22 protein-coding genes and 1 tRNA gene are annotated in these 24,031 nt (G+C 68.4%); 13 read left to right on the forward strand and 10 right to left on the reverse strand.

Annotated elements, in window-relative coordinates; translation table 11 throughout:
• Positions 1-997: 997 nt before the first annotated feature.
• The 6 genes from IEQ11_RS09175 to IEQ11_RS09200 form a co-directional block, all read right to left on the reverse strand.
• Entirely contained in the window at positions 998-1,858 is an 861-nt protein-coding gene (locus IEQ11_RS09175) for an alpha/beta hydrolase family protein (RefSeq protein ID WP_247024775.1), read from the reverse strand.
• Positions 1,851-2,669, reverse strand: a complete 819-nt coding sequence (gene thiD / locus IEQ11_RS09180) for a bifunctional hydroxymethylpyrimidine kinase/phosphomethylpyrimidine kinase (RefSeq protein WP_191823627.1) — start codon at positions 2,667-2,669, stop codon at positions 1,851-1,853. Before thiD ends, IEQ11_RS09175 begins: the two co-directional genes overlap by 8 nt.
• 178 nt (positions 2,670-2,847) lie before the next feature.
• The gene (locus IEQ11_RS09185; RefSeq protein ID WP_191823628.1) at positions 2,848-3,528 is read right to left on the reverse strand and encodes a DUF5625 family protein; all 681 of its coding nucleotides are present in this window, start codon (positions 3,526-3,528) and stop codon (positions 2,848-2,850) included.
• 10 nt (positions 3,529-3,538) lie between these two features.
• Positions 3,539-4,936 (reverse strand): PhoH family protein, encoded by a 1,398-nt coding sequence (locus IEQ11_RS09190; RefSeq protein WP_036115039.1) that lies wholly within the window; start codon positions 4,934-4,936, stop codon positions 3,539-3,541.
• A 247-nt stretch (positions 4,937-5,183) separates the two neighbouring features.
• Positions 5,184-5,669, reverse strand: a complete 486-nt coding sequence (locus tag IEQ11_RS09195; protein WP_046656239.1) for a peroxiredoxin — start codon at positions 5,667-5,669, stop codon at positions 5,184-5,186.
• A gap of 2 nt (positions 5,670-5,671) precedes the next feature.
• The gene (locus tag IEQ11_RS09200; protein ID WP_036115042.1) at positions 5,672-6,232 is read right to left on the reverse strand and encodes a glycine cleavage system transcriptional repressor; all 561 of its coding nucleotides are present in this window, start codon (positions 6,230-6,232) and stop codon (positions 5,672-5,674) included.
• A 293-nt stretch (positions 6,233-6,525) separates the two neighbouring features.
• Here IEQ11_RS09200 and dapA point away from each other — a divergent pair, with 293 nt between their 5' ends.
• On the forward strand, positions 6,526-7,431 hold the full coding sequence (dapA, locus tag IEQ11_RS09205) for a 4-hydroxy-tetrahydrodipicolinate synthase (protein ID WP_046656240.1): 906 nt from the start codon (positions 6,526-6,528) through the stop codon (positions 7,429-7,431).
• Positions 7,432-7,450: 19 nt separating this feature from the next.
• Positions 7,451-7,987, forward strand: coding sequence for an outer membrane protein assembly factor BamC (locus IEQ11_RS09210; RefSeq protein WP_036115082.1), 537 nt, complete (start codon positions 7,451-7,453; stop codon positions 7,985-7,987).
• Between the two features lie 98 nt (positions 7,988-8,085).
• On the opposite strand, the gene IEQ11_RS09215 is transcribed toward IEQ11_RS09210, so the two are convergent.
• The 3 genes from IEQ11_RS09215 to IEQ11_RS09225 form a co-directional block, all read right to left on the reverse strand.
• Positions 8,086-8,730 (reverse strand): hypothetical protein, encoded by a 645-nt coding sequence (locus tag IEQ11_RS09215; protein WP_191823629.1) that lies wholly within the window; start codon positions 8,728-8,730, stop codon positions 8,086-8,088.
• 391 nt (positions 8,731-9,121) lie between these two features.
• Positions 9,122-9,445 carry a ferredoxin FdxA gene (gene fdxA, locus IEQ11_RS09220; protein WP_036115051.1) on the reverse strand — a complete coding sequence of 108 codons (324 nt, stop codon included), beginning with the start codon at positions 9,443-9,445 and terminating at the stop codon, positions 9,122-9,124.
• A gap of 248 nt (positions 9,446-9,693) precedes the next feature.
• Positions 9,694-9,769, reverse strand: a tRNA-Glu gene (locus IEQ11_RS09225).
• Between the two features lie 152 nt (positions 9,770-9,921).
• Here IEQ11_RS09225 and pcnB point away from each other — a divergent pair.
• The 6 genes from pcnB to pgi all read left to right on the forward strand — a co-directional run bounded on the left by pcnB (position 9,922) and on the right by pgi (position 16,103).
• Entirely contained in the window at positions 9,922-11,265 is a 1,344-nt protein-coding gene (gene pcnB / locus IEQ11_RS09230; RefSeq protein ID WP_191823630.1) for a polynucleotide adenylyltransferase PcnB, read from the forward strand.
• Positions 11,266-11,458: 193 nt separating this feature from the next.
• A complete protein-coding gene (folK, locus tag IEQ11_RS09235; RefSeq protein WP_191823631.1) occupies positions 11,459-11,977 on the forward strand; it encodes a 2-amino-4-hydroxy-6-hydroxymethyldihydropteridine diphosphokinase in 519 nt (172 codons plus the stop codon).
• Positions 11,978-12,149: 172 nt separating this feature from the next.
• The gene (panB, locus tag IEQ11_RS09240; protein WP_191823632.1) at positions 12,150-12,995 is read left to right on the forward strand and encodes a 3-methyl-2-oxobutanoate hydroxymethyltransferase; all 846 of its coding nucleotides are present in this window, start codon (positions 12,150-12,152) and stop codon (positions 12,993-12,995) included.
• Between the two features lie 139 nt (positions 12,996-13,134).
• Positions 13,135-13,986 (forward strand): pantoate--beta-alanine ligase, encoded by an 852-nt coding sequence (gene panC, locus IEQ11_RS09245; RefSeq protein ID WP_191823633.1) that lies wholly within the window; start codon positions 13,135-13,137, stop codon positions 13,984-13,986.
• A 182-nt stretch (positions 13,987-14,168) separates the two neighbouring features.
• Positions 14,169-14,549: an aspartate 1-decarboxylase gene (gene panD, locus IEQ11_RS09250; protein WP_036115061.1), complete on the forward strand. Its 381-nt coding sequence runs from the start codon at positions 14,169-14,171 to the stop codon at positions 14,547-14,549.
• Positions 14,550-14,591: 42 nt separating this feature from the next.
• Complete coding sequence (gene pgi / locus IEQ11_RS09255) at positions 14,592-16,103, forward strand: glucose-6-phosphate isomerase (protein WP_096414176.1); 1,512 nt, start codon at positions 14,592-14,594, stop codon at positions 16,101-16,103.
• 318 nt (positions 16,104-16,421) lie between these two features.
• On the opposite strand, the gene queG is transcribed toward pgi, so the two are convergent.
• Positions 16,422-17,456, reverse strand: coding sequence for a tRNA epoxyqueuosine(34) reductase QueG (gene queG, locus IEQ11_RS09260; protein ID WP_036115086.1), 1,035 nt, complete (start codon positions 17,454-17,456; stop codon positions 16,422-16,424).
• 91 nt (positions 17,457-17,547) lie between these two features.
• Here queG and IEQ11_RS09265 point away from each other — a divergent pair, with 91 nt between their 5' ends.
• The 5 genes from IEQ11_RS09265 (at position 17,548) to mutL (ending at position 24,030) form a co-directional block, all read left to right on the forward strand.
• Complete coding sequence (locus tag IEQ11_RS09265; protein ID WP_191823634.1) at positions 17,548-19,062, forward strand: NAD(P)H-hydrate dehydratase; 1,515 nt, start codon at positions 17,548-17,550, stop codon at positions 19,060-19,062.
• 49 nt (positions 19,063-19,111) lie between these two features.
• Entirely contained in the window at positions 19,112-19,624 is a 513-nt protein-coding gene (gene tsaE / locus IEQ11_RS09270; RefSeq protein WP_191823635.1) for a tRNA (adenosine(37)-N6)-threonylcarbamoyltransferase complex ATPase subunit type 1 TsaE, read from the forward strand.
• An 87-nt stretch (positions 19,625-19,711) separates the two neighbouring features.
• Positions 19,712-21,484 (forward strand): N-acetylmuramoyl-L-alanine amidase, encoded by a 1,773-nt coding sequence (locus IEQ11_RS25875; RefSeq protein ID WP_191823636.1) that lies wholly within the window; start codon positions 19,712-19,714, stop codon positions 21,482-21,484.
• Positions 21,485-21,564: 80 nt separating this feature from the next.
• Positions 21,565-21,885 (forward strand): hypothetical protein, encoded by a 321-nt coding sequence (locus IEQ11_RS09285; RefSeq protein ID WP_191823637.1) that lies wholly within the window; start codon positions 21,565-21,567, stop codon positions 21,883-21,885.
• Between the two features lie 267 nt (positions 21,886-22,152).
• On the forward strand, positions 22,153-24,030 hold the full coding sequence (gene mutL, locus IEQ11_RS09290) for a DNA mismatch repair endonuclease MutL (protein ID WP_191823638.1): 1,878 nt from the start codon (positions 22,153-22,155) through the stop codon (positions 24,028-24,030).
• Position 24,031 lies beyond the last annotated feature (1 nt).

Below are 24,031 nucleotides of genomic sequence, written 5' to 3' on the forward strand. Positions count from 1 at the left end.
GATTCACAACAAAGCATTTTTCTTTGGTTACCTTTCTTTTGTTGCTTTAGACAAAAGAAAGTGACCCGCCGCTTCAGCGGCGGAAGCCTTTGATCTTGCTTCAAGCTTTGAAAGCCTTCAAAGCTTTAAAGCTCTGGAGCTTTTGAAGCCGAAAGCAAGATCAACAGCTTTCGTCCGCAAGCGGCCGAGTTACTTTCTTTTGTCAAAAGCGACAAAAGAAAGGTAACCAAAGAAAAACGCTTTTCTTTGAATCAAGGGCCCGCGCGTGCGGTGCTGACGCGGGCATGCGCCACACGGGACATCCATGTCCCGGTGGCGCACGGCGTGCATCCTGCACGCCGCCCTTCGGGTGTGCTTTTGCTAACGCGAGTTACAGGCCTCGCAGCGCTGGATGAACTGCGCGGCTTCAAGCCCGAGCAAAAACGACATGGCCTACCTGTAGGAGCGGCGCAAGCCGCGACCGCGTCGTGGCCGATTGCGTCGCCACTGCGAGGTGATTGTGATGTCACGCTAGCCGCGACGATTTGCGCCGTGGTCGCCGTGGTCGCGGTGTCGCGATGTCGCGGTCGCGGCTTGCGCCGCTCCTACAGGGGGATACGCGACATAGCGGACGTGTTGGTGGCGCGCGGGCGCGGCCCCGCGGGAAACGACGGCTCACGCGGAACGACGCTCATCCTGCACGCCGCCCTTCGGGTGTGGCGTTGCTAACGCGAGTTACAAGCCTCGCAGCGCTGGATGAACTGCCCGGCTTCAAGCCCGAGCAAAAGCGACATGATCTACCTGTAGGAGCGGCGCAAGCCGCGACCGCGCTGTGGCCGATTGCGTCGTCGCTGCGAGGTGGTGGTGATGTCACGCTAGCCGCGACGATTTGCGTCGTGGTCGCTCTGTCGCGGTCGCGGCTTGCGCCGCTCCTACAGGGGGATACGCGACATAGCGGACGTGTTGGTGGCGCGCGGGCGCGGTCCCGCGGGAACCGGCGGCTCACGCGGGACGGCGATCAGTCGCGCAGCAACGCCTTCACCACCGCCTCGGGCTGTTTCATCCAGGCGAAATGATCGGCTCGCACGCCCAGGTCGTTCGCGCCCAGTTCGATCGCTTCGACCTGCGCGCGCGGCAGTTTCGACAGCAGGAAGTCCTGCGAAGCGCGCGGTACCAGCCAGTCGTTGACCATGCGCACGACGCGCAGATCGACCTCGACCTGGGCCATGCCGGCTTCCATGTCGGCGTCGATGCCGGGCGCGGCGTAGCGGCCGCTCAAGGCGGTGCGGGCCCAGTCCGCGATCAGGCTGCGCGCTTCGTTGCCGCCGAAGCCGATGCGGCGGCCGGGCAGGGTGCCGTTGACCTGCGACAGCCACGGCAGGAAGCGGTAGATCATCGGCATCGCCAGGCGCCGCGGCATCGGCCAGGTCGGCCAGTACGGCGCGCCGCTGGCGGTCAGCCACAGGCGGGTCGGGATCGTCGGGTCGTTCTGCAGCTTCGCCAAGCCGAGCCGCATGCAGGCCATCTGCCCGCCGAGACTGTGGCCGCCGATGATGCGCGGCACGCCGGGCAGCGCGCGCGCGACCGCGGCCTCGCTGACCGGCAGATCGTCCAGCAGCAAGTTGCGATAGCCCCAGTCGCTGCGGCGGCTAGCGCGCTGGTTGCTGCTGCCGTTGCCGCGCCATTCGTGGACGAACACAGCGATGCCGCGCGCCGCCAATGCGTGCGCGAACGGCAGGTAGTGGCGCGCGGCGACGCCGAGCGCGGGCAACCACAGCAGGCTCGCGCTGGGACGCGGCGGGATCGAAGCGATCAGCGACCAACGATGGCCGTCGGCCGCGCGCAGCGAGCGTTCTTCGGCGACGGTCGACTCAAGCACGCGGCGCGGCTCCGAAGTGATCGAGCACCAGCACCTCGCTGCGGCCGGGTCGATAGCCCAGGCGTAATGCGTCATGCACATAGTCGGCCGCGGCGACGCAACTGTCGGCGAGCGTGCGGCCCAGGCATAGATTCGCGGCCACCGCCGAAGCCAGGGTGCAGCCGGTGCCGTGCGCGTCGAGTTGCAGGCGCGGATGCGCGATCTCGCGCGCTTCGCCGGGGATGGCGAACAGGTCGACCACGTCGGCCACATCGTCGCGGTCGGGCAGGTGCCCGCCCTTGAGCAGCACCGCGCGCGCGCCGAGCGCGAACAGGCCGTCGAGCGCGCCGTGCATGGCCGCGCGATCGGCGATGGCGCGGCCGAGCAGCAACTCCGCTTCGGGCAGGTTCGGCGTGATCACGCTGGCCAGCGGCAGCAGCCGCGTGCGCAGCGCGTCCAGTGCGGACGGTTCCAGCAGGCGCGCGCCGGAGGTCGCGACCATCACCGGGTCGAGCACGATATGCGCGGGCCGGTAGTGCTCCAGCGCATCGGCCACCGCTTCGATCACCTCGGCGGTGGCGAGCATGCCCAGCTTGACCGCGCCGATCTCGAAGTCGTCGAAACACGCGTCGATCTGCGCGCGCAGGAAGCCGGTGTCGGGCACATGCACCGCGCTGACTCCGCGGGTGTTCTGCGCGGTCAGCGCCGCGAACGCGCTGAGCCCGTGCACGCGATGCGCAGCGAAGGTCTTCAGATCGGCCTGGACCCCGGCGCCGCCGCCGGAATCGGAACCGGCGATGGTGAGGGCGGAGAGAACGGGGATGCGATTCATCGCGCAAGCCTAACCAAAACGGCCTTATATGGAAGTCTTGACGTTTTTGCGCCGTCGATGGGCTTGCGCCGCGCGGCTCAGGATCGTTGCGCGCTCGCAGGCGCGGCGCTTTCGCCGGCACGATCGGTATTCGCCGCGGTGGCCGCGGCCGACCGGCCGCGACCATCGCAGCGCACGCTCATGCCTGTGCTTGCGCCTGCATGCGCCAGCGCGAACGGCCCAGCGCGAACGCGCGCCACAACAGGAACAAGCCCAGCAGCACCAGGCCCGGATCGATCAGGAAGAACGACAGCAGACGCCCGTCCCAGACCCGGGAGGTCTGCCAGCTGCCGACCGACTTCGGATGCAGGCGCGCGACCATGTGGGCCTGGATACCGGCGAATTCAGGAACTGCGCGGGTGATCCGCGCCTGGAAACGGTATTCGCCGGGCGGTACGCCGAAGCGGTCGAAGTCGCGGCTGATTTCGCCGCTGGACCAGCTCGACGAGCCGAAGGTCTCGGTATCGCCCTGAGCCACGATCTTCCCGCTGTCGGCCTCGCTCAACGACCACCGCACCGGGATGGGCACGCCGCTGGGAATGCGCTTGTGCTGAGCATCGTAGCTGCCGTCGCCGACCAATCCGCGCAGGTGATCCATGCCGCGCGCATCGGCGCGGAAGGACAGATCCAGGCCATAGCGGTCGGGCGCGCGGATGCGGATGCGCTGGTCGAGGCCGCCGCCGGACGACACCGCGATCGGCGCGTCCAGCGGCGGCGCGCTGATGCCATCGGCCCACTGGTCGAATCCGATCCGCGCCAGCACCACGACGATCAAGGTGACCAGCGCGAATCGGTTGTCGCGAACGAACTGTTTGAGCATGGCGACCGGGTTACAGCACTTCCGACGCGTAGTCGGCCAGACGCGAACGCTCGCCGCGGCGCAAGGTCACGTGCGCGCTGTGCGCCCAGCCCTTGAAACGATCCACCGCATAGGTCAGGCCCGACGTCGTCTCGGTCAGATACGGCGTATCGATCTGCTCGACGTTGCCCAGACAGACGATCTTGGTGCCGGGACCGGCGCGGGTGATCAGCGTCTTCATCTGCTTCGGCGTCAGGTTCTGCGCCTCGTCGAGGATCAGCCAGCGGCTCAGGAAGGTGCGGCCGCGCATGAAGTTCATCGAGCGGATCTTGATCCGCGAGGCGAGCAGGTCGTTGGTCGCCGCGCGGCCCCAGGCACCGCCGTCCTGGTTGTGGGTCAGCACTTCCAGGTTGTCGGTCAGCGCGCCCATCCACGGGGTCATCTTTTCTTCTTCGGTGCCGGGCAGGAAACCGATGTCCTCGCCGACGCTGACCGTGGCGCGGGTCATGATGATCTCGCGATAGCGCTGCTGATCCATCGTTTGCGCCAGGCCCGCGGCGAGCGCGAGCAAGGTCTTGCCGGTGCCGGCGGTGCCGAGCAGGGTGACGAAGTCGATCTCCGGGTCCATCAGCGCGTTGAGGGCGAAGTTCTGCTCGCGGTTGCGCGCGATGATGCCCCACACCGCGTGCTGGTTATGGCGGAAATCGTCGACGATCTGCAGGGTGACGCGTTCTTCGCCGACCTTGGTGACCTTGAGTTCGGATTCGTCGTCGCCGGGCAGGTACAGGAACTGATTCGGGTACCAGTCGTCTTCTTCGGTGCGGGCGATTTCGTAATAGGTGCGGCCCTTCTCGGTCCACGACTTGAGGTCCTTGCCGTGCAGGGTCCAGAAATCGTCCGGCAGCGCGGTCGCGCCGGTGTAGAGCAGGCTGAAATCGTCGAGCGCGCGATCGTTTTCGTAGTCCTCCGACACGATCCCGGCGATCGAGGCCTTGATCCGCAGGTTGATGTCCTTGGACACGAACACCACCGGCACGCCGGGTTCCTGCTCCTGCAGCGCCAGGATCGCGCCGAGGATCTGGTTGTCCGGGATCACCGCGCTGAAGCGCTTGCCCGCGTCGAACGAGTTGGTCTGGAAACGCAGCTTGCCGATGCTCTGCGCGCCGCGCAGCTGCAAGCCCTGCGGACGGTTGAGGGTGATGCCGGTGCTGATCTTGTCGGTGCCTTCGATCTGGATCAGCTCGTTGAGGAAGCGGCTGACCTGACGGGCGTTGCGGCTGGCTTCGGAGGTGCCTTTCTTGCCGTTGTCGAGTTCTTCGATGACCTGCATCGGCAGGTAGACGTCGTGTTCCTGGAACTTGAACAGCGCGGTCGGGTCGTGCATGAGCACATTGGTGTCGAGCACGTAGATCCGCTTGCTTCTGGTCATTGAGAAGTCTCGTCTCGGATGGGGGTGACGTCGTTACGTTGCGGCGCGAACACAACAGCGGGCAAGCCGTGCGTTCGCGGTCTTGAAAGCCACGATCGCGCACGACTCGATAGTGCGGAACTCGATGGTGAAATCCGCGTGGGCGCGATCGGCGCCAGCGCAACCGGCGATTGCGCCAAACGCATCCACCGCAGCGCCGCCGTGGCCCGCGGGGCGGGACGGCGAGGGGACGGGGCGGGTGGGCGCCTCACTGAGCGGCGGAATCCTTGAGGGCGTCGAGAACGGCTTGGGCATGCCCGGCGACTTTCACCGGACGCCATGACTGCACGATGACGCCCTTAGGGTCGATCAGGAAGGTGCTGCGCTCGATGCCGAGGTACTTGCGGCCGTACAGGCTCTTTTCCTTGATCACGCCGAAGGCGTTGCACAGCGTTTCGTCCTTGTCGCTGACCAGGTCGAATTTGAAGCCCTGCTTGGCGCAGAAGTTCTGGTGCGACTTGATCGAGTCGCGCGATACGCCCAGCACGGTGGCGCCGAGCTTCTTGAATTTCGGCAGCAGCGCGTTGAAGTCCAGACCCTCGGTGGTGCAGCCGGGCGTGCTGTCCTTCGGGTAGAAGTACAGCACCAGCCATTGGCCGGCGTAGTCCTTCAGCGCGACCGTCTCGCCGCTGGACAGCGCCAGACTCAGCGCGGGCGCTTTCTTGCCGTATGCGTGATCGCCGGTATCGAGCATGGTCAGAACTTCATCGGGTCCATGATGGCGTCCAGGTTCAGATGGTCGCAGAACTCGAGGAAATCGTCGCGCAGCGCGGCGATGTGCATGCTCGAGGGGACGCCGATCGTGATCTGGGCGGAGAACATATCCGCGCCGGTCTGCATCGCGCGGTAGCGCGAGCAGTGCAGGCTTTCGATGGTGATGCCCTGGCGGTCGAAGAAGTCGGCCAGCTGGAACAAGATGCCGGGCTTGTCGGCGGCGACCACTTCGACGATGTAGGGCAGCAGGTTGGACTGCACCTGCTTGGCGCCGGTGCGGTACCACACCAGCTTGAGCCCTTCTTCGCGCTCCAGGCGCGTGAGCATGGCTTCGAGCTTGGCGACCGCGTCCCAGGAGCCGACCGCCAGCGCGGTCACCGAGACGTCGCGGCCGACCGTGGACAGGCGCGCATCGACCAGATTGCAGCCCGAGTCGGCGATCCGGCGGGTCACCGACAACAGCGGCGACTCCGGATGCGTCGTATAGGCGTTGATCAGGAGGTGGTTTTCGTTCGGCGACGGCCGGGAAGCGGAATCGGTCAAGGCGGCGCCTGCAAGGGGAGCGTAATGCTCGGAAATGAACGGCGGCCCGGGCCCGGGCCGCGCTGTGAGTCAGCATACTTGCCCGCGCTTTCGGGCCGCAAGTAACATCGTCCCCTGCGTATAGGCGGCAAAGCGCGTTTCCGTGTCCTGCCGCCCGCTTTAGAATTCACGCATCCAAGGTTCCGCGATCCAACCGGCATTCCCGCTAAGCGTTCCACAGGTTCCACGTTCCTCTCGGCCACGACCGCTCCGCAACCGCTGCGGCGGCGACTTCTCACTCAATAGGTCTTCACTTGCGACTTTCCGGCAGCATCACCGCGCTGGCGACGCCATTCACCGCGTCCGGCGAACTCGATCTGGACGCCTGGCGCAGCTTGCTGGCGCGACAGCTGGAAGGCGGCACCCAGGCGGTCGTGGTAGCCGGTTCCACCGGCGAAGCCGCGGCGCTTTACGACGCCGAATACGACGCCTTGCTGCGCAGCGCGGTCGAACTGATCGCCGGCAGGATCCCGGTATTGGCCGGCACCGGCCTGTCGAACACCGCCAAAACCATCGAACTGACCCGCCACGTGGCCGCCCTCGGCGCCGACGCGGCGCTGGTCGTGACCCCGCCTTACGTCCGCCCGACCCAGGCCGGCCTGATCGCGCATTACCAGGCGATCGCCGACGACGGCGCGCTGCCGCTGGTGCTGTACAACGTGCCCGGCCGCACCGGCGGCGACCTGTTGCCCGACACGGTGGCGCAGCTGGCCGCGCATCCGCGCATCGTCGGGATCAAGGAAGCTGTATCCGAACCCGAGCGCATGAATGCGCTGCTGGCGCTGAAGGCCGAGGGCTTCTGCGTGCTCAGCGGCGACGACCCGACCGCCTGCCGGGCCATGCTGGCCGGCGCCGACGGCATCGTTTCGGTCGGCTCCAACGTGGCGCCGGGCGCGTTCCGTCGTCTGGCCGACCTCGCCCGTGGCGGACGCCGCGCCGAGGCCGAGGCCTGGGACGCGCGTCTGCGTCCGGCCTACGATTTTCTCGCCCTGGAACCCAACCCGATCCCGGTCAAGGCGCTGCTCGCCGCGCAGGGGCTGGGCCATGGCCTGCGCCTGCCGTTGCAGTCGCTCTCGGCGCCCCACCATGAGGCCGCGCGGCATGCCGCCGGCCTGATTGTCGAACTCGAACACCTCTGCCGCGATACGCTCGCGGCCTGAACCCCTGCAGGAGATGCTCATGCGTTCCAACGTTACCCTGTCCCGTGCGGTTGTCGCCGGTCTGTTGTTGGCCGTGGTCGCCACGTCGGGCTGCAGCTGGTTCCGCAAGGGCAATAAGCTGTATGCCGAAACCCCGGAAAACCGTCCGCTGGAAGTCCCGCCGGACCTCGATCAGCCGCGTACCGACGGCGCCATGGCGGTGCCTGCCGGCGGTTCGGTGACCGCTTCGGGCCTGGCCGCGTCGCGTCCGACCCAGGCCGCTCCGGGCACCCCGGCGTCCTCGGCCAACGGGTTCACCGTCAGCGGCAACCGCGACGACGTGTTCACCAAGGTCGGCGACGCGCTGGGCAAGGTCGAAGGCCTGACCATCGCCAGCCGCGCGCAGCTGCTCGGCGCGTACGACGTCAATTACGAAGGCGGCAACTTCCTGGTCCGGATCAGCACCTCCGAAGCCGGCGCCTACGTGTCGGCGGTCGATCCGCGCGGTCTGCCGGCGACCGGCGCCGCGCCGGCCAAGCTGATCGCCAGCCTCAAGAGCACGCTCGGCGGGCGTTGATCGGCGACAAGGCCGGGGCCAGTTTCGACCGGTCCTGGCGAGCGAAAACGGGCGCCTGGGCGCCCGTTTTTCGTTGCGGTGGTTGAGAAAGCTCGCGCTCAGCGCGAGAAGCCGCGCGCCAGGCCTTCGTTCAACAGCAGCCGGGTCGCGGCCGCGCGCTGCGCCAGTGGCAGATCGGCGAGCGCATCGAGCATCCAGCCCAGCGAGCGGCAGCGCGCCTGGCGCGCGTTCGGGTCGCTGGCCTCGGCGTTGAGGCCGGCGGCGAAGCCGTCGTGCAGCAGCATCGCGGTGGTGCCGGCCGACTTCAGGGTTTGCCTGGCCGCCGCCGCGTCGTAGGGCTGGCGCGGGTTCTGCAGGCCGGTCGCGGCGATCGTGATCAATGCATTGCTGAAGCCCTGGCGGCTGTCCGGGCTGAGCCGCTGCGCCGCCGCGGCCAGCGCCTGCGGGCTGCGGTCGGCGTCGGGATCGAACAGCCCGCACAGCACGTCGGCATCGCGCCGCGCGCGCGAGGCCCGATGCACGGCCTGGAACAGCGGGTCGATCGAGCTGTCCGGCGCGCGCATCAAGGTGTCGCTGGCGCCGGCGGCGATCGCCGCGGGGTCGAGTTGGGACAGGTCCAGCTGCGACAGATCGATTTGCGACAAGTCCAGCTGCGACAGATCGAAACTGGACGACTGCGCCGACACCGTCAGCGGCGCCAGGCACAGCGCGAGCAAGCCTGCGAGTGAAGCCGGATGCGGCATGGTGAGCGGTCCGAAGCGGGCAGGCCTGGAGTTTAGGCGCGGGCGGATGAACCGTTTCGGGACTGGCGGACAGCGCGCTTCCAGACTGCGCCGATTCGGATTGTGGCGAATTCGTTCGCGCTTCCGCCTGCGCTTGCTCCCTCTCCCGCTTGCGGCAGAGGGCCGGGGTGAGGGCGCTTATGTCGCGATGCACTCGATCCCCGCGCCCCTCATCCTCAGTCTGCGCGGCAAGGGCAAACAATCCGCCAGTGAATCAACGCCTGGCGCGCTCGCCAAAAACGCCTGCGAACCCCGCGTATCAAGCCGTGTCCACCGGAGCCGCGCGGACGCCACGCCGATGCCGGACTCGATATGCGTCGCTCAAGCGCCGCGCGGCCTCAGGCGCGCGGCCTCAACGTTCCAGCTGATCGATCTTGCCGGTCTTGCCTTCCCAGTCCTTGGCGTCGGGCAGGGCGTCTTTGCGCGTGGTGATCACCGGCCAGGCCTTGGCCAGCTCGGCGTTGAGCGCGACGAAGCTTTCCTGCCCGGCCGGGACGTCGTCCTCGGGGTAGATCGCATTGATCGGGCACTCGGGCTCGCACAGGGTGCAGTCGATGCATTCGTCCGGGTCGATCACCAGGAAGTTCGGGCCTTCATGGAAACAGTCGACCGGGCACACCTCGACGCAATCGGTGTACTTGCACTTGATGCAGTTCTCGGTGACGACGAAGGGCATTGGCTGGGTCCTGGAGGTGGTCCGGTACGAAACAGGCCGGGCGGGCGATAGTGTAGCCATACGCATCGTCGCGACCCAAGACGAAGCTTGGCCTCTGCGACGCGGGTAACGGCGAAAACGGAACCGGCGCGGCCGCCGCGGCCGCCCATGACAGGACGGCAACAGGCCGGCGACAGCGCCCGCGGCATGCCGCGGACAAGAAAAAGCCCGCGGTTGCGCGGGCTCTTTCGTGCGACGGATCGCGTGTTTGGCGCTCCCTACGGGATTCGAACCCGTGTTTTAGCCTTGAGAGGGCCACGTCCTGGGCCTCTAGACGAAGGGAGCAAGTTGTACGACTCTGTCCGATTGAAAGACCCTGGACGGGGCCTGGACAGACCGCTCAAGCTCTCAACTCGACGCGGCCTGCTAGTATATGCGCCGCCGTTGCGCTGGGCAACGGCTGTATTCACGAACTCATAAGGCGGCACGCCCGCTCGATGCAATCCGATAACCTTTCTTCCATCCAAACCTCGCTGCGGGTCATTCCGCGCGACCAGCACAATGTCTCGCGCAAGGAGATCAGCCCCAACGCGTTACGGGTGCTGTACCGGCTGCGCGACAGCGGCTTCGGCGCCTATCTGGTCGGCGGCGCGGTGCGCGACATCCTGGTCGGCGGCCATCCCAAGGACTTCGACGTCGCCACCGACGCCACGCCCGAGCAGGTCAAGGGGCTGTTCCGCAACTGCCGCCTGATCGGCCGGCGCTTCCGCCTGGCCCATGTGGTCTACGGTCGCGAGATCATCGAAGTGGCCACGTTCCGCGCCAATATCGACGACGGCAGCGGCGACCGCGAGACCGACACCGGCGGCCGCCTGGTCCGCGACAACGTCTACGGCAGCATCGAGGACGACGCGGTCCGCCGCGACTTCACCGCCAACGCGCTGTATTACGCGGTCGAGGATTTCTCGGTGCGCGACTACGTCGGCGGCTTCGAGGACGTGCAGAACCGGCTGATGCGGCTGATCGGCGATCCGGTCACCCGCTACCGCGAGGACCCGGTGCGCATGCTGCGCGCGGTGCGCCTGGCGGCGAAGCTGGATTTCGAGATCGAAGCGGCCACCGCCGCGCCGATCCCGCAGCTGGCGCCGTTGCTCGCCGAAGCCGCGCCGGCGCGATTGTTCGAGGAATGCCTGAAGCTGTTCCTGTCCGGGCATGCGGTGCAGAGCTTCCTCGGCCTGGAACGCTACGGCCTGCTCGGCGCCTTGTTGCCCGAAAGCGCCAAGGCGCTCAAGTCCAACCGCAGCGGCGCGTTGCGCCGGATGCTGCTGGAAGGGCTCAAGGGCACCGACACGCGCGTGGCCAACGACGAGCCGGTGTCGCCGGCGTTCCTGTTCGCGCTGCTGCTGTGGCCGGCGTATTGCCGCGAGCTGATGAGCCTGCAGGCGCAGGGCACCCACACCGTCGAGGCGCAGCGTCGCGCCGCCGACCGGGTGACCTTGCACCAGTTGTCGATGATCGCGCTGCCGCGCCGGTTCTCGCTGCCGATGCAGGAAATCTGGCTGCTGCAGTCGCGGTTCCAGCAGCGCCAGCGCAAGCGGGTGATGCGATTGCTGTCGCATCCGCGTTTCCGCGCCGCCTTCGATTTCCTGTGCCTGCGCACCGCGGCGTCGGAAGAGCATATGGCCGACGTGGAATTCTGGTTCGAGGCGCAGCAGCATCCCGATGCGATCGCCCATCAGGAAGCCAACGCGCATTCGGAAGACGGCGAAGATGGCGGCGACGAACGCGCGCCGCGCAAGCGCCGTCGCCGTCGCCGTGGCGCGCCGGTGGCCGAGGGCTGAAGCCCGGGCATTGAAGAACGCATGACGGGTCTGCGTCCGCGACGCAGGCCCGTTGGTTTTTCTCGATCCTCTGTTCGCTTGCCCGCAAGGTCGGCAGATGCGCGGATGGCCGACGAACGCGAATCGCCGCGCATCCTCGACTGCTCGCTGCATGGCCCGATTTCCGACTCTTTCATCCGCGCATTCGCATTCAATGTCCGCGTCCACCGCCATCACCACCTACATCGGCCTGGGCAGCAACCTCGGCGACAGCGTCGCGGTGTTGCGCGCGGCGCTGCGTGCGCTCGACAGCCTGCCGCGGTCGCGCTTGTTGCGCGCTTCGCGGCTGTACCGCACCCCCGCCTGGGGCGTGCGCGAGCAACCCGATTTCGTCAACGCGGTGGCGATGCTCGAGACCGACTTGCCGGCGCGCGAACTGCTAACGGCGATGCTGGAGATCGAGCGCGAAGCCGGACGCGCGCGCCGCGCCGACGGCAGCGACCGCTGGGGTCCGCGCACGCTGGATCTGGACCTGCTGCTGTATGGCGAAGCGAGGATCGACGAACCCGGCCTGCACGTGCCGCATCCGCATCTGCACGAGCGCGCCTTCGCCCTGGTGCCGTTGCTGGAGATCGCCCCGGATGCGCGCATCGCCGGCATGGGCGCGGCGAGTCAGGCGCTGGCGCGAATCGCCCCGGCCGAGATCGAGGCGCTGGTCGCGGTCGATAATTGACCGACGCGGCGTGCTGACAGGCCGCGATCATGATGTGAACGGGCGAAACGACGATCGTCGCGTGGCGAACCGACCGCGTTGCGCGCGCGGCGCTGGCGGGGCGGGGGCAACCTGCTAAGTTATGGCGCCCTCCCCAAGAGCGTCCGTTCGCCACCGCTCGGACGAATCCATCATGTACACCTCGGCCCCCACCGACGCGCAAGCCAATGACAAACGGGCTGCCAAAGCCTGGACCGTGCCCATGCTCGCCGACGCCAAGCGCGACGGCCGCAAGCTGGTGATGTTGACCGCGTACGACGCGAGTTTCGCCCGCACCATGGACACCGCGGGTATCGACCTGATCTTGGTCGGCGATTCGCTCGGCATGGTTTCGCAAGGCCACAACAGCACCTTGCCGGTGACGGTCGCCGACATGGCGTATCACACCGCCTGCGTCGCGCGCGGCCTGTCCAAGCCGCTGCTGATCGCCGATCTGCCGTTCCAGTCCGACGCCACGCCCGAGCGCGCGCTCGATGCGGCCACGCGGCTGCTGCAGGCCGGCGCGGCGATGGTCAAGCTCGAAGGCGCCGGGCATAAGCTGGAAGTGATCGAATTCCTGGTCGCGCGCGAGATCCCGGTCTGCGCGCACCTGGGCCTGACCCCGCAGTCGGTGCTGCGCCTGGGCGGCTACAAATTGCAGGGCCGCGACGACGCCACCGCGAGCAAGCTGCGCGCCGACGCGCGCGCGGTCGCGCAGGCCGGCGCCGCGCTGCTGGTGCTCGAATGCGTGCCCACGCCGCTGGCCGCGGCGATCACCGCCGATCTGGAAATTCCGACCATCGGCATCGGCGCCGGCCCGCAATGCGACGGCCAGGTGCTGGTGCTGCACGACCTGCTCGGGGTCAACTCGGGCCATCGCCGGCCCAAGTTCGTCAAGGATTTCCTGGTCGAAGGCGGCTCGGTCGAAGGCGCGTTCCGGGCCTACGCGACGGCGGTGCGCGACGGCAGTTTCCCCGGCGAAGAGCACAGTTACGCCTGAACCCGTTCTGCTGCGCGCGGCTGCGGCGCCTGTCCGGCGCGCGGCCGGCCGCGTCGTTTAAGATGCCGCGCACCTTCTTCAGCCGATGCCCGGGCCGCCGACGCGGCCGGCATCGAGCGCTTTCTTTCGAGGTAAGCCCATGATCGAGATCGTCAGCGACCTGGCCGCATTGCGCGCGCGGGTCCAGGCCTGGACGCGCGAGGGCCTGCGCGTGGGCTTCGTGCCGACCATGGGCAATCTGCACGCCGGCCATCATTCGCTGATCGAACTGGCGCGCCGCCATGCCGATCGCGTGGTCGCCAGCGTGTTCGTCAATCCGACCCAGTTCGGCCCGAACGAAGACTTCGCGCGCTACCCGCGCACGCCCGAGGCCGACGCCGCCGGCCTGCACGCGGCCGGCTGCGATCTGCTGTGGTTGCCGACGGTGGAGACGATGTATCCCTTTGGTGTCGACGGCACCGTGCAGATCCGCGTGCCGCGGGTCACCGAAACCCTGGAAGGCGCGCACCGTCCCGGCCATTTCGACGGCGTGGCGACCGTGGTCGCGCGTCTGTTCCATCAGGTCCGGCCCGATGTCGCGGTGTTCGGGCGCAAGGATTATCAGCAGCTGGCGGTGATCCGTTATCTGGTGCGCGATCTGGCGTTCCCGATCGAGATCGTGGCCGCGCCGACCTTGCGCGAAAGCGACGGTCTGGCGATGAGTTCGCGCAATCAGTATTTGTCGGAAAGCGAGCGCCCGCAGGCCGCGCGGATCCAGCAATGCCTGCAATGGATGCGCGAGGCCTTGCGCGCCGGCGAGGCGCGCGAGGTGGTCGAGGCGCAGGCCGCCGCGCGCCTGACCGAAGCCGGTTTCGCGGTCGATTACGCCGTCGTGCGCGCGCCCGACCTGAGCCTGCCCGAGGCCGGCGCCGACGGCGCGGCGCGGGTGGCCCTGATCGCGGCCAAGCTCGGCCGCACCCGCCTGATCGACAACCTTGAATTCGAGCTGTGAAGGCCGCACGAACGGCCAGGTGCCCGGCCCGAATCTGACCCGGAACCCGACATGCAAGCGGGCCGCTGAACGGGAAAGCTCCGTTCCGCCCGCCACGCCGCCGGACCATGTTGCAGCGCGCCATGCGCTGCTAGACTTCAGCTCTTTCGCGCCCGCGCGTCTGCGGACGGAGTAACCCGACCATGCAACTGAACCTGCTCAAGGCCAAGATCCACCGCGCCACCGTGACCCACGCCGAGCTTCATTACGAAGGCTCCTGCGCGATCGACGGCCGTCTGCTCGATATCTCGGGCATTCGCGAGTACGAGATGGTCCACATCTACAACATCAACAGCGGTCACCGCTTCTCCACCTACGCCATCCGCGGCGAAGAGGGCAGCGGGGTGATCTCGGTCAACGGCGCGGCCGCGCACAAGGCGCAGCCGGGCGATCTGGTGATCATCTGCGCGTACGGCATCTGCGACGAAGCCGAGGCGGCCAAGTACAAGCCGACCCTGGTCTACGTGGATCGCAACAACCAGCTCACCCACACCAACACCTCGATGTCGGCCCAGGCCGCCTGAGTCCGATCGCCCGAGCGCCAACCCCTTGAGAGCCGCCCCCCGATGAGCGATGACGTCCGACTTCACGAGCTGCGCGCCGAGGTCGGGCGCGTCGTCGTCACCCCGCTGGCGCAACTGATCGCAACCGATCCGTCGCGCGCGGCGGATTTCGCGCTTCAGGTCGGCCCGCTCTACGCCAGTTTCGCGCGTCAGCATTACGATCGCGACGCGCTGATCTGGCTGCGCAAGGCGGCCGAGGCCGCCGGTAGCGTGCAGCGCCTGCGCGCATTGTTCGACGGCGAGATCGTCAACGTCACCGAAGGCCGCCCGGCGCTGCACACCGCGCTGCGCGGCGACTTGTCGCCGACCCAGATCGCGCGCGACGCGCACCAGCAGGCCTTGGCCGCGCGCAAGCGCATGCGCGAGGTGATCGAACGGCTGAGCGCGAGCGAAGTCACCGACATCGTCAGCGTCGGCATCGGCGGGTCCGATCTGGGTCCGCGCCTGGCCGTGGATGCGCTCAGCGGCGCCAGCCCGGGCCGGTTCCGCGTGCATTTCCTGTCCAACGTCGACGGCCACGCCGCCCAGCGCACTCTCGCCGGGCTCGATCCCAAGCGCACCGCCGCGCTGCTGATCTCCAAGACCTTCGGCACCCAGGAAACCCTGCTCAACGGCGGCATCCTGCGCGACTGGCTCGGCGACGACTCGCGTCTGTACGCGATCAGCGCCAACGTCGAACGCGCCGCCAGTGCCTTCAATATTCCCGACGAACGCATCCTGCCGATGTGGGACTGGGTCGGCGGCCGTTACTCGCTGTGGTCGGCGGTCGGCCTGCCGATCGCGCTGGCGATCGGTATGGACGCGTTCGAAGACTTCCTCGCCGGCGCCGCGCGGATGGACGCGCATGTGCTGGAAACGCCGCTGGAACGCAACCTCGCCGCCTGGCACGCGCTGACCGCGATCTGGAACCGCAACGGTCTGGGTTACGCGACCCAAGCCGTGCTGGCCTACGACGATCGCCTCAAGCTGTTGTCGAATTATCTTCAGCAGTTGGTGATGGAAAGCCTCGGCAAGTCGGTGCGTCTGGACGGCTCGCCGGTGGTCGGCGACACCGTGCCGGTGTGGTGGGGCGGTGTCGGCACCGACACCCAGCACAGCTTCTTCCAGGCGCTGCATCAGGGCACCTCGATCATTCCGGCCGACTTCATCGGCGTGATCCACTCCGACGCGCCGTACCCGCAGAACCATCGCGCGCTGCACGCCAATCTGCTCGCGCAGACCGAAGCCTTCGCCAACGGCCAGCGCAGCGACGACCCGCACCGCGCTTATGCCGGCGGACGGCCGAGCACCACGATCCTGCTCGATTCCTTGACCCCGCAATCGCTCGGCGCATTGCTGGCGATGTACGAGCACAGCGTGTATCTGCAATCGGTGTTCTGGGGCATCAACGCCTTCGATCAGTTCGGCGTGGAGCTCGGCAAGCAGGTCGCCAGCACCTTGCTGCCGGCGCTGGCGGGCGAGGCGCAGGCCGACGACCCGGTGACGCGCGAGCTGTTGCGCAAGTTGCGCGGCTGAGCGCGCGGACCGAGCGATGAGTCGAGTGCGAACGGCGCCGCGGCGCCGTTCGCTTTTTCTGCGGCGGGTTGCGATCGACGGCTGCGATGGCGCGGCCAGATCGCGGCTGTCTTGGTCGTTATCGGGATTTCGCGGTCGCGGCTTGCGCCGCTCCTGCACACGGATGCGCGGCATTCGCGGATCGGCTGGGTGAAGCCGTTGCAGGAGCGGCGCAAGCCGCGACCGCGTAGCGACCGTTCGCGCCGCCATTGCGAGGTCGCAATCGGCTTGAAAATCGTCGTGATTGCCAGATTCCGTCGCTTCGTCGCGAACGGAGATTCACGCCGCGTCGTGCCGCGCCAACGCCCACGCCACATGCTCGCGCACGACTTCGCTCGCATGCTCGCTGCGCGTGCGCAGCGCCGCGATCACTTCCGGCGTGGCCGGCGCATTGCCCAGCGCCACCGCGATATTGCGCAGCCAGCGTTCGTGCCCGCTGCGGCGGATCGCCGAGCCTTCGGTGCGTTGCAGGAATTCGGCCTCGTCCCAGGCGAACAACTGGCTCAGGCTGGCGCGGTCGAGGTCGTTGCGGGCGCGGAAATCCGGCTCGTCGGTGCGCTGGGCGAACTTGTTCCAGGGGCAGACCAGCTGGCAGTCGTCGCAACCGAAGATGCGGTTGCCGATCGCCGGACGCAGTTCGATCGGGATCGCGCCCTCGTGTTCGATGGTGAGGTAGGCGATGCAGCGGCGCGCATCGAGCCGATGCGGGGCGATGATCGCCTGGGTCGGGCAGATGTCGATGCAGCGCGTGCAGGTGCCGCAATGCGCGGTCGCTGGCGTGTCCACCGGCAGCGGCAGGTCGACGTAGATTTCGCCGAGGAAGAACCACGAGCCGCCGTCCTTGTCGATCAGGCAGGTGTGCTTGCCGATCCAGCCCAGCCCGGCGTTGCGCGCCAATGCGCGTTCCAGCACCGGCGCGGAATCGACGAACACGCGATGGCCGAACGGGCCAACCACTTCGGCCAGGCGCTCGGCCAGCCGTTGCAGGCGCTGGCGCATCAGCTTGTGGTAATCGCGACCCAGCGCATAACGCGCGACGTAGGCGCGTTCGCCGTCGGCCAGGGTGATCCAGGCGTCCTCGTCGTCGCGGCGGCCGTAGTCCAGGCCGACCGAAATCACCCGCACCGTGCCCGGCAGCAGATCGTTCGGACGCGCGCGCAGTTCGCCGTGGCGGGCCATCCAGTCCATCGAACCGTGCAGGCCCTGCGCCAGCCAGTCGAGCAGATGCGCTTCGTCCTGGGCCAGTTCGATCCCGGAAATGCCGCAGCGCTGAAAGCCGAACTCGCGCGCGATCGCGCGGATGCGCGCGGCCAGCGCGACGTAGTCGGGCGCGGCCGGCGGCGGATCGGGCGGGGTGGGGCGGGCGGTTGGCGGGCTCACGATGCGGCAAGTATAGAATCGACCCATGTCTGCGACCGCTGAAACTTCCACGCCCGCGCCGCCGCGCGGCCTGTTCGACGCGGCCGGGCTGCGTGCGATCGAAACCGCGGCCGCGGCCGAACTGGGCGACAGCTACGCGCTGATGCGCCGCGCGGGCGAAGCGGCCTGGCGCGAATTGCTGAATCACTGGACCCGCGCCTTCCATCTGCTGGTCGTGTGCGGCCCCGGCAACAACGGCGGCGACGGCTACGTGCTGGCCACCCACGCGCTGTTGTCCGGACGCCAGGCGACGGTGGTGCGATTGCGCGACCACGCGCCGCGCGGCGAACTGGCCCAGCGCGCGGCCGCGGCGTACGCGGCGGCCGGCGGCAGCACGCTCGAATTCGACGGCGAGCTGCCCAAGGCCGATGTGATCGTCGACGCGCTGTTCGGCATCGGCCTGTCGCGCGCGCCCGATGCCGCGGCTGTGGCGCTGATCGAAGCGGTCAACGCGCACGCCGCGCCGGTGCTCGCGCTGGACGTGCCCAGCGGCGTCGACGCCGATCGCGGCTTTGCGTATCCATCGGCGATCCTCGCCCAGCGCACGCTCGAATTCATCGCGCCCAAGGCCGGTCTGGTGACCGGCGCGGCGCTCGATCATGCCGGCGTGTTGGCGCTGGCGAGTCTGGATCTGCCGCAGACGCTGTATCACACCCCGCCGGTCGCCGAACTGCTGCGCGCCGAGGATCTGCCGCGTTGGCTGCGACCGCGCCGACGCGACAGTCACAAAGGCCGCAACGGCCGGGTGATGTGCATCGGCGGCGATCACGGCCACGGCGGTGCGCTGTTGCTGTGCGCGCAAGCCGCGTTGCGCAGCGGCGCGGGCTTGCTGGATGCGGCGACGCGGCTGGCGCATGTCGCGCCGATGCTCGCGCGTCTGCCCGAGGCGATGCCGCGCGCGATCGAGCATGCCGACGAATTGCACGACGCGATCGACAGCGCGAGCGTGATCGCGATCGGTCCCGGCCTGGGCCAGGAAACCTGGGGAAAACAGCTGTTCGAGCGCGCGATCGCCAGCGCGAAACCGTTGTTGCTCGACGCCGACGCGCTCAATCTGCTCGCCATCGATCCGCGGCCGTTGCCGGCCGATTGCATCCTGACTCCGCATCCGGGCGAGGCCGCGCGTCTGCTCGGCAGCGACAGCGCGCGCGTGCAGGCCGATCGTTTCGCCGCGGTGCGCGCCTTGGTCGAACGTTATCGCTGCGTGGTCGTGCTCAAGGGCGCCGGCACTTTGGTTGCCGCGCACGGTCGCGGCGTGCAGGTGATCGGCGCGGGCAATCCCGGCATGGCGGTCGGCGGCATGGGCGATGTGCTCAGCGGCGTGATCGCGGCGTTGCGCGCGCAAGGTCTCGATGCCTTCGACGCGGCCTGCGCCGGTGCGTTGCTGCATTCGGTGGCCGGCGACGAGGCCGCGCGCGAGGGCGGCGAACGCGGCCTGTTGCCCAGCGATCTGATGCCGTGGCTGCGACGCCGCGCCAATCCCGTCAACGGCGCGCGTTGAATACGCGCGCTGTGATCCGATGAACTCTGATTTCGTAACCGCGTCCACGATGCCCAACGATTCGATCCAACTTCATCTCGGCGACGCCGACGCCACCGACGCGCTCGGCGCCGCGCTCGCCGCGGCGCGCGCGAACGCAGCGCAGGCCGGCGTTTTGATCGTGCATCTGCATGGCGATCTGGGCGCCGGCAAATCCACCCTGGCGCGCGCCTTGCTGCGCGCGCTCGGCGTGCAGGGCGCGATCCGCAGCCCGACCTACACCCTGGTCGAGCGTTATCCGCTCAGCGACGGCGGCGAAGCCTGGCATCTGGACCTGTACCGGATCGGCGATGCCGGCGAGCTGGAGTTCCTCGGCCTGGACGGCGGCGAGGCCTCGTTGTGGCTGATCGAGTGGCCCGAGCGTGGGCTGGGCTGGCTGCCGGCACCGGATTTGCGCATCGATCTGGCCCAGGACGGCGCCGGCCGACAGGCCCGCCTGAATGCGCTCAGCGAGGGCGGGCGGGCCTGGCTGGTCGCGCTGGCCGACGCGACGGGTGCCCGTGAGGTTGCGGCCGACTCCTGAACGATTCCATAGGAAGTCGCCCCAGGTCCCGGATTTGCAAGGGAAAAATGCTTGCAATTCGGGTGGTCCGGTGCTTGACTTACGCCCATGCGAGTCAAAGGGGCCACTGTCCAGAAATTCCTGCTCGGCCTGGCGCTGCTCGCGGCGCTGGCCTGGAATCTCGCGCACGCCAGTGAAATCAAGGGCTTGGAGCTGCGCAACGGCGCCACCGGGACCCGCGCCGAAATCGCCCTCGATGGCGCCGGCGAATACAAAGTCATCAGCCTCAAGGGCCCGGATCGGCTGGTCGTCGACCTGCCGGCCTCGCGCCTGGGCAAGAATCTCAAGCTGCCGGCCGCGACCGGCATCGTCAAAGCCGTCCGCACCGGCGAGCCGCAGCCCGGCACCGCCCGTGTGGTGTTCGACCTCGCTCAGCCGATCGCGGTGCTCAAGCCGCATATCGAGCAGGGCACCTCCGGTCCGCGCCTGATCCTGGAATGGCCGGGCGACGGGTCCGAGCCGGCGCGCGTCGTTGCGCCGGCGGCCGTGGCCGCCGCGGCTGCGGCGAATGTGCCGCCGCCCGCTGCATCCAATCCGGCGCCCGCGCCTGCCGCGACTTCCGCCGAGCCGGCGGTCGCTTCCAACGCCGCGACCCAGCGCCTGATCGCCGAACTCGCCGCGCGTGGCGCCGCGGGCAGCGCGCCTGCGCAGACCAACGCGGCGTTGCCGGCGGTGCGTCCGCCGCAGAATTCGGTGCCGTCGGTGCCGGCCGCGAACGCGCCCGCTCAGACCACGACCGCGCAGACCGCGTCGGCGCTCGCCGCCGCCGCGCCAGCCGCTACCCATCCCGTGTCGCCGCCGCCGAGCGCCACCCAGCAGGCCGCCAATCAAGCCGCCAGCCAGGCCGTGTTCGAACAGGCAGCACAGGCACCGGTGGCGACCACGGTCGCGACCGGCGTGCCGACCCGCATCGCCACCGGCGTTCCGACCCGGGTAGCGACCGGAGTGCCGGCGCCGATGCCCGGCGCCAGCGCCGCCGTGCCCGAGTCGGCGCCCGAAACGATGCCGCCGCCGGGCGCGACCAAGACTTTGAAAGACGTGATGCGCGGCCGCGGCATGCGGCCGTTGATCATCGCCATCGATCCCGGCCACGGCGGCCAGGATCCGGGCGCGATCGGCTTGACCGGCAAGCGCGAAAAAGACGTGACCCTGGCGATCGGCCGCGAACTGGCGCGCCAGATCAACGCCACGCCCGGCCTCAAGGCCTACATGACCCGCGACAGCGACGTGTTCATCCCGCTGCCGCGCCGTGCCCAGCTGGCGCGTCAGGCCAAGGCCGACATGTTCATCTCGATCCATGCCGACGCTGCCGAAAACCGCGCCGCCAAGGGCTCCTCGGTGTACGTGCTGTCGCTCAAGGGCGCGTCCTCGCAACGCGCGCGCTGGCTGGCCGACAAGGAAAACTCCGCCGACCTGATCGGCGGCGTGCGCCTGCAGCAGACCGACAACACCCTGGCTTCGGTGCTGCTCGATCTGACCCAGAGCGGCCACATGAAGGCGTCCGAAGACGCCGCCGGGCATGTGCTCGACGGCCTCAAGGATGTCGGCAACAACCACAAGCCGCATATCGAGCGCGCCAACTTCGCGGTGCTGCGCACCTCGGACATGCCAGCGATGCTGGTCGAGACCGCGTTCATTTCCAACCCGGAAGAAGAGCGCCGCTTGACCGATCCCTCGCACCAGCGCGCCCTGGCGCGCGCGGTGCTGTCCGGGGTCAACACCTATTTCACCCGCCAGCCGCCGCCGGGCACGATGTACGCGGCGCGCGCCGAGGCCCAGCAGGCGCCGTCGGGCGGGTTCGGCGGCGGCGGAAGCCCCTGATCGCTCACGCGGGGGTTCGGGCTGATTCGATCGCCGCGTGTTTGCTTCGTCTGCCTGTTCGGCGCCTTGAGTTTGATTCGATGAATACCGCTGCCGTGCCCGGTGCCGAGCTGGTGGCCGCGGTGCGTCGCTGGCTGGCAGAGCGACGCGCGTTGTGGATCAATCTGGCGTATCTGCACGAGGGCGAGCCGGCGCAGCGCGAATATTTTCTCAAGCCGCTCGGCGGCGGCGCGATCCAGCTCGGTTTCGACGATTGGCTGGATCGGTACGAGGACGCGACCGACCTGTATTTTCGTCATGAGCGGCGGGGCTTCGACAGTCTGGAGCGGGCCTTGGCCTATACCTTCGAGCAGTTGCCGTTGGGGGTTGGGGATTTCGGTCGCGCGATGGGGTTGCGCTAGTCCAGGCTGGCCCTCACCCCGGCCCTCTCCCGCAAGCGGGAGAGGGAGTAGGGGCGGAGTCCTTCTCCCGCTTGCGGCGACCGCAGGCAGTGCAAGGCTGAGAAGGCGCCCGCAGGGCGGATGAGGGCTGCCGCCCGCAGGCCCGGAAACGGCCCCCTCCAAACCGCAACCCCTCAAACCGCAAGCTCCGGATCGCGGCGACCCGCACCCAGCGGCTATCATCGATCCCCATCCCCCAACGGTGCCGCGCGCACCGAAACGCCGCCTGTGAGCATCCGCCAACTCCCCGATACCCTCATCAACCAGATCGCTGCCGGCGAAGTGGTCGAGCGGCCCGCGTCCGTGGTCAAGGAACTGGTCGAAAACGCGCTCGACGCCGGCGCGCGCCGGGTCGACATCGACCTGGAAGAAGGCGGCGTGCGCCTGATCCGCATCCGCGACGACGGCAACGGCATCACCCCCGAGGAACTGCCGCTGGCGGTGTCGCGCCACGCCACCAGCAAGATCGCCTCGCTGGACGATCTCGAAGGCGTCACCACCCTCGGGTTTCGCGGCGAAGCGCTGCCCTCGATCGCCTCGGTCAGCCGCTTCGCGCTGTCCTCGCGCCGGATCGGCGAAGACCGCGGCGCGGTGCTGGAGATCGACGGCGGCCGGCTCGGCGAAGTCACGCCCAAGTCGCATCCGCAAGGCACCACGGTCGAAGTGCGCGATCTGTTTTTCAACGTGCCGGCGCGGCGCAAATTCCTGAAGGCCGAGCGCACCGAACTGGGCCATATCGAAGAATGGCTGCGCCAGCTCGCGCTCGCGCGGCCGGACGTCGAACTGCGCGTGTCGCACAACGGCAAGGCGACCCGGCGCTGGAAAGGCGAGGGCGACCTGATCGACATGGGCCTGTCGGACGTGCGCATCGGCGAGGCGCTGGGCGAGGAATTCGCCAAGAACGCATTGCGCGTGGATCACAGCGGCGCCGGGCTGCGCCTGCACGGCTGGATCGCGCAACCTGCGTACAACCGCGCCAGCGCCGATCAGCAGTATCTGTATTGCAACGGCCGCTCGGTGCGCGATCGCAGCATCGCCCATGCGGTCAAACAGGCGTATGCCGACGTGCTGTTCCATGGCCGCCAGCCGGCGTACGTGCTGTTTCTCGAACTCGATCCGCGCCGGGTCGACGTCAACGTGCATCCGGCCAAGCACGAGGTGCGCTTCCGCGATGCGCGGCTGATCCACGACTTCGTCTACCGCACCCTCAACGATGCGCTGGCGCAGACCCGCGCCGGCAGCCTGCCGTCGGCGCAGGTGCCCGGCGGCGGCGATCCGTTCGCTGCGGCCAACGGCGAAGTCGCCGCGCCGTCGAATATGTACCAATACCGGCCGACCGCGCCGTTGGGCCTGCAGGTCAGCGAAACCCGCGCCGGGTATGCGGCCTTGTACGGCAGCGGTGGCGGTTCGGTGTCCGGTCCGGCGCCAGGCGCCGGGCTGTATGCCGGCGCCGGCAGCGCTTATGCCGGCCCCGCGCCGGGGATACCGCGACCGGCGCTGCCGCACAGCGACGACGACACCCTGCCGCCGCTGGGTTACGCGATCGCGCAACTGCACGGCATCTACGTGCTGGCTGAAAGCGCCGAAGGCCTGATCGTGGTCGATATGCACGCCGCGCACGAGCGCATCGGTTACGAAAAACTCAAGAGCGCGCACGACGGCGAAGGCCTGCGCACCCAGCCGCTGCTGGTGCCGGCGACCCTGGCGGTGTCCGAACGCGAGGCCGAGGTCGCCGAGCGCGAGGAGGCCACGCTGATCGCGCTGGGTTTCGAAGTCACCCGTAGCGGCCCGCAGTCGCTGACCCTGCGCGCGGTGCCGGCGCTGCTCGCCCACGGCGACGTCGAGGCGCTGCTGCGCGACGTGCTGGCCGACCTGCGCGAACACGGCGAATCGCGCCGGGTCGCCGCCGCGCGCGACGAACTGCTGTCGACCATGGCCTGCCACGGCGCGGTGCGCGCCAATCGCCGTCTCACTTTGCCCGAAATGAATGCCTTGCTGCGCGAGATGGAAGCCACCGAACGCTCCGGTCAATGCAATCATGGGCGTCCCACCTGGGCACGCTTCAGCCTGCCCGAAATCGACCGCTGGTTCCTGCGAGGGCGTTGAG

Source organism: Lysobacter capsici (assembly GCF_014779555.2).
GTDB classification, from domain to species: Bacteria; Pseudomonadota; Gammaproteobacteria; order Xanthomonadales; family Xanthomonadaceae; genus Lysobacter; species Lysobacter capsici.

Excerpts from the sequence above, each read along its gene's own strand:
- IEQ11_RS09265 (WP_191823634.1), top strand. The coding sequence starts at position 17,548 with ATGTCTGCGACCGCTGAAACTTCCACGCCCGCGCCGCCGCGCGGCCTG.
- folK (WP_191823631.1), top strand. The coding sequence starts at position 11,459 with ATGTCCGCGTCCACCGCCATCACCACCTACATCGGCCTGGGCAGCAAC.
- thiD (WP_191823627.1), bottom strand. The coding sequence starts at position 2,669 with ATGAATCGCATCCCCGTTCTCTCCGCCCTCACCATCGCCGGTTCCGAT.
- IEQ11_RS09190 (WP_036115039.1), bottom strand. The coding sequence starts at position 4,936 with ATGACCAGAAGCAAGCGGATCTACGTGCTCGACACCAATGTGCTCATG.
- panD (WP_036115061.1), top strand. The coding sequence starts at position 14,169 with ATGCAACTGAACCTGCTCAAGGCCAAGATCCACCGCGCCACCGTGACC.
- pcnB (WP_191823630.1), top strand. The coding sequence starts at position 9,922 with ATGCAATCCGATAACCTTTCTTCCATCCAAACCTCGCTGCGGGTCATT.
- IEQ11_RS09195 (WP_046656239.1), bottom strand. The coding sequence starts at position 5,669 with ATGCTCGATACCGGCGATCACGCATACGGCAAGAAAGCGCCCGCGCTG.
- IEQ11_RS25875 (WP_191823636.1), top strand. The coding sequence starts at position 19,712 with ATGCGAGTCAAAGGGGCCACTGTCCAGAAATTCCTGCTCGGCCTGGCG.
- IEQ11_RS09185 (WP_191823628.1), bottom strand. The coding sequence starts at position 3,528 with ATGCTCAAACAGTTCGTTCGCGACAACCGATTCGCGCTGGTCACCTTG.
- IEQ11_RS09285 (WP_191823637.1), top strand. The coding sequence starts at position 21,565 with ATGAATACCGCTGCCGTGCCCGGTGCCGAGCTGGTGGCCGCGGTGCGT.
- pgi (WP_096414176.1), top strand. The coding sequence starts at position 14,592 with ATGAGCGATGACGTCCGACTTCACGAGCTGCGCGCCGAGGTCGGGCGC.
- fdxA (WP_036115051.1), bottom strand. The coding sequence starts at position 9,445 with ATGCCCTTCGTCGTCACCGAGAACTGCATCAAGTGCAAGTACACCGAT.
- panC (WP_191823633.1), top strand. The coding sequence starts at position 13,135 with ATGATCGAGATCGTCAGCGACCTGGCCGCATTGCGCGCGCGGGTCCAG.
- IEQ11_RS09215 (WP_191823629.1), bottom strand. The coding sequence starts at position 8,730 with ATGCCGCATCCGGCTTCACTCGCAGGCTTGCTCGCGCTGTGCCTGGCG.
- panB (WP_191823632.1), top strand. The coding sequence starts at position 12,150 with ATGTACACCTCGGCCCCCACCGACGCGCAAGCCAATGACAAACGGGCT.
- IEQ11_RS09210 (WP_036115082.1), top strand. The coding sequence starts at position 7,451 with ATGCGTTCCAACGTTACCCTGTCCCGTGCGGTTGTCGCCGGTCTGTTG.
- tsaE (WP_191823635.1), top strand. The coding sequence starts at position 19,112 with ATGCCCAACGATTCGATCCAACTTCATCTCGGCGACGCCGACGCCACC.